This window comes from Luteibacter sp. P4_D7_3, from assembly GCF_056401735.1.
Genome location: NZ_JBFUIT010000334.1, coordinates 1 through 4,118, shown reverse-complemented (window position 1 = coordinate 4,118; position 4,118 = coordinate 1). Strand labels below are relative to the sequence as shown.

The following is a 4,118-nucleotide window of genomic DNA, read 5'->3' as shown; positions in this document are numbered from 1 at the left end:
GTGTAGATGCCACCGATCGAGAAGCGGTCCTGCGGTATGAGCGCCGTCCGGTTCCATTGGGCACGCCAGCTGCCGGTGTAGCGGAAGCGCTGCGCACCGACGGAAAACGGAATGGTCAGCTGGGCATCCGCCGTGATGAGCTGGGTACGCGCGGTGCCTTCGTTGAACAGCTCTTCCGGGGCATGCAACGCACGAAATGCGCCGGTACCCCGCCGGTAGGCCGCATCGGCGTCGAGGGTGGCCGTGCCGAAGAACTGCTTGTACGTCAGGCCCGCCTCCCAGCCGCCCTGGCGGCGACGCTGCACCAGCACCTCGGTGTCGTCGACGAAGTTGTTCGAATCACGCTCCCAGGCACGCACATACATGCCGGCCTTGATGCTGGCATTGCGATACAGCAGGCGGCTCAGCTTGATGTCGGCGTTATTGCTGGTACCGCTGTACACATAGTTGGCGGCGTAGCCAGCGACGGTCTGGTGATACGTGTAATCGCTGACCGTCGTGCCGATCAGCCAGTTGCCGTACGGCACGTCGTAGTGGAGCGTGGAACTGTGCGTGCCGCGGCCGCCGGGGTTGAACACGGCCTTGCCGACGTTGGCGTAGAAGAGGTCGTTCCAGGTGAGCAGGTTGTCCAGCGACAGTGTCGCCGTAGCTTGCAGCTTGCCCGTGCCCTTGCTCCCCGAATTATCCAGCGTGGCCGCGATGCGAGCCGGCGACGACTGCTTCCATACGATCAGCAGGTCGCTCTCGCCGGGACGGGCATCGCTGCCCTCGGCGGGCGCGATCTGGATGTCCGCGTCGACGGTCGGCACGCGCTTGAGGTTCTCCAGTCCCTGCTCGATATCCCGCAGGTTGAGGATGTCGCCGGGACGGGCAGCCAGTGCGGTATGCCACGAGGTGCCACGCGTGTGCGATGCAAAGCGGATCGCGTGGATGCGTCCGGGCACCACGGTCAGGGTCAGTACTCCCGCGTGCAGGTCCTGGCTCTTGGCCAGCACCCGCGTCGTGACGTAACCACGCGCGACGATGGCGTTCTGAACGCGCTTCATCACGATCGCGACGCCAGCCGACCCCAGGCAGCGGCCAACCGCCGGGTCGCCCGGCACATTGGCGGCATGGAGCGCCCACTGGAAGGCACTGCTCTGTTCGCCATCGAGGCGGATGGACCCAATGGGGAAGCACGGGGATTCGTCCACCGGAATGCGATCCGGCGCGGTCGGCGCCGGCCGTGCAAGGCGCACGTCGGGCGTGGCTTCTTGTTGCTCCTGAAGCGCTCGCTCGCGCTCCTGCTGACGCAGCAACTCCTGGGTAGGCGACTGCTGGGCGACGGCCGTCGGGCCAAACGCAATCGTCAAACCGATGACAAGCGTCAGCTTGCCGGCATCATGGCCTTTCATTCCCTGTTGCATCCCTGCTGAATTTTCAAAAGTACGCGTGCTGGTCCGTGCGTTACGCCACGCAAAACGTGCGGCATCCTAATGGACGATCACTGGACGAACAACACGCGTTTGTCGAATCACCCTATCGGCCATGGCCAGCGATTCTTTAGGCCCTGGAGATGGATCCCGAAAGGCATGACCACGCATCTCGTGGTATTTAGTTCCGATGCCACAGACCCCCGCGCCCAGCATCCAAGCCGCCCTCGCCGCTCTGGCAGGACGGGAATGTCGCGGCGCCGCTCGCGCCCTGGCCGACGTGAAGGACCGCCATCGCGGCATCCACGAGGCCCGAAAATCCCTACGGCGACTCAAGAGCCTACTTGCGCTCGGGGCGGAACCTTTCGCGAATCAACTGCCATCCCTCAATGAGCGGATCGGCAAACTGGCTACCGGACTGTCCCCGCTTCGCAATGCCCATGTAGCGGTACATACAGCGCAGACCCTGGCGGGCCCGGGACCCTCCGCCGAATGGCAGCAGGCTATCCACGCCCTGGAAAATCGCCGGGACGGCAGGCTCGCCGCGGCGCTGACCAAGGATCCGCGCTTTCTCAAGCGGCGCCACCAGGTTCGCGACCTCGCTGACGCTATCGAAGTCCTGCCCTGGAAGACGGTCACGCGTCGCGCGATCGAACAGGCCATTGCGTGCTCGGAGCAACGGGTCGCCCGTGCCGAGAAGCGGGTGCGCAAGGACGGCTCGGTCGCCAACCTGCACCGCTGGCGGCGGCGTGCAAGGCGCCTGCGCATGCAGCTGGAGTTCTGGCGCAAGGTGTTGAAAGCCACCGGTAAATCCGCCCATAAGCGCGGTCCGAAGGACAAGGCGGCGGTGCAGGCCATGACGAAACTCTCCGATGCCCTCGGCGCCAAGCAGGATCTGCGCGCGTTGCGCGCGACGTTGCGCACGCTGAAGGTCCCGCTTTCGCTGGATCCGCTGCTCGAACGCATCGCGCATGAGCTCAAGGCACGACGAAAGATCGGCTGATCGCGGCCGCGATGCCCTAAGATCGCCGGATGACCAACCTTTCCCCCGCCGCCACCACGGCCTTGATCGACGTACGTAAGGCCGCCCAGGCCATGAAGCAGGCCGCCACGGACACCGCGACGGTGGCTGATGAGCTGCGCCGCTACCAGAAGTTCGCAAAGCCCGGCCAGCCTTCGCCCCATCTCGTGCAGGTCCGGCAGAGCCAGGCGCGGGTGCGCCAGGCCGCCAACCACGCCAAGCAGTCGTTCCTCATGGCATCGACCACCTTCGTCCGCGAGGCAGCACTGAAGGTGCCGACGCGCCTCTCACTCGAGGCGTATGTCACGGCATGGCTCGCGGCGAATCCCGAAGCCTGAGCGCTTGAGCGCGGGCCCTGCAGCCATGGCTCAGGGCTTGGCCGGACCGTTGAGCGCCTGGATGACTTCCGGGTGCGACTTGGCAAGATCGAGGTCGCCAGCGAGCTTCTCTCCATGGATGGCCAGGAAACGGCAGCCGTCCAGGGGCGTGGTGCCGGCGTTCTCCCTCGCCGCGCTGTCCGACAGCGCCTGACGCACATCCGGTTCCGAGGAAGCGATCGTCGGCTGCAGTTTCGCCAACACCTTCGCCTCAGACAGACCGTGTGCCTGCAGGACCGCCAGGGCTTTGGCATAGGCTCCCGCATTTTCGTCGACAAAGGTGCTCACGAAGACGCGGACGTCGACCGCTTGCTTGTCGCACACCTGTTTGTAGGCCAGGCGATTGAACGTATAGAACGAAACGAAGTTCTTCGCCGCCTCGAATTGAGGATCGGCGGGTCCCTGGCTGGCCGGGGCGTCCGCGGCCCCTGCCACGGACATGGCGAAGCTTGCAATGAGACCGGCGACGGTCATGTTTAAACGAGACGGCATGCGTCACTGCTCCTGTGCCGGATCGGGTGCCGGGATCCGTCGCACGGTGACATATCCGGCGCTTCGCGCCTACCTGCCCTGCCGAAAATGTGGCTTTCGTTGTCATTACGGACAGCGCGACGAGACAAGACATTTTCAGGCAGCTGCCGCGACGCATCAAACCGCTTTGATGCGCGTTCGGCGCAACAGGCGCAAACGGCGCCCTGACGCCATTGCACCGCCGCATGGGGTGTTAAAACGCTCTTCACGTCGCATGTCACATTTCGTCACATTCCAAATAGACAACGTTGTCATCGAGGACTACATCAGACGCCACCAACCCAGGCAGGAGGCGTTCGATGTTCACGAAGACGACAAGCAAGCGATCCCATGCGTTGCTCGGTGGCTGCTCCGGTACGTTGGGGGTAGCGATTGCCCTCGCCCTTTCTTCCGGCGTGCCGATGCAGACGGCCCATGCCGCCGGCGCGTGCGCGGCGCCGTGGAATGCCGGCTCGGTCTATACGGGCGGGAGCACGGCTAGCGAAAACGGGGTGAACTACGGCGCCAACTGGTGGACCCAGGGCGACGACCCCGCGACCCACAGTGGCGCGAGTGGCTCAGGACAGCCCTGGACCTCGCAAGGCTCATGTACGGGCGGCGGCACCACACCCCCGCCTGTCGATCCGCCGCCGCCGACCAATCCGCCGCCGGCCGCAGGCGATCTGTTGTTCAGTCCGTACAAGGACATCACGATCAACCTCGACTGGAACACCAACATCATGTCGACGCTGGTCACCGGGACACGCATTCCGGTCGTCGGCAGCGGCAGCCTCGTCT

5 protein-coding genes are annotated in these 4,118 nt (G+C 64.8%); 3 read left to right on the top strand and 2 right to left on the bottom strand.

What is annotated here, in order from left to right; translation table 11 throughout:
- A partial coding sequence (locus AC1DSN_RS19275; protein WP_477332277.1) for a ShlB/FhaC/HecB family hemolysin secretion/activation protein occupies positions 1–1,394 on the bottom strand: 1,394 nt, incomplete at its 3' end.
- Positions 1,395–1,602: 208 nt separating this feature from the next.
- On the opposite strand from AC1DSN_RS19275, the gene AC1DSN_RS19270 reads away from it, so the two are divergent.
- Positions 1,603–2,415, top strand: a complete 813-nt coding sequence (locus AC1DSN_RS19270) for a CHAD domain-containing protein (RefSeq protein WP_477296339.1) — start codon at positions 1,603–1,605, stop codon at positions 2,413–2,415.
- Between the two features lie 29 nt (positions 2,416–2,444).
- On the top strand, positions 2,445–2,771 hold the full coding sequence (locus AC1DSN_RS19265) for a hypothetical protein (protein WP_477296337.1): 327 nt from the start codon (positions 2,445–2,447) through the stop codon (positions 2,769–2,771).
- A gap of 30 nt (positions 2,772–2,801) precedes the next feature.
- On the opposite strand, the gene AC1DSN_RS19260 is transcribed toward AC1DSN_RS19265, so the two are convergent.
- The gene (locus AC1DSN_RS19260) at positions 2,802–3,302 is read right to left on the bottom strand and encodes a hypothetical protein (protein ID WP_477296336.1); all 501 of its coding nucleotides are present in this window, start codon (positions 3,300–3,302) and stop codon (positions 2,802–2,804) included.
- Between the two features lie 338 nt (positions 3,303–3,640).
- Between AC1DSN_RS19260 and AC1DSN_RS19255 the strand changes: the two genes are divergently transcribed.
- Positions 3,641–4,118 (top strand): carbohydrate-binding protein (locus tag AC1DSN_RS19255; protein ID WP_477332275.1); only part of this gene is annotated, 478 nt, incomplete at its 3' end.

Coding starts and splice junctions, on each gene's coding strand:
- AC1DSN_RS19270 (WP_477296339.1), top strand. CDS start 1,603: ATGCCACAGACCCCCGCGCCCAGCATCCAAGCCGCCCTCGCCGCTCTG.
- AC1DSN_RS19265 (WP_477296337.1), top strand. CDS start 2,445: ATGACCAACCTTTCCCCCGCCGCCACCACGGCCTTGATCGACGTACGT.
- AC1DSN_RS19260 (WP_477296336.1), bottom strand. CDS start 3,302: ATGCCGTCTCGTTTAAACATGACCGTCGCCGGTCTCATTGCAAGCTTC.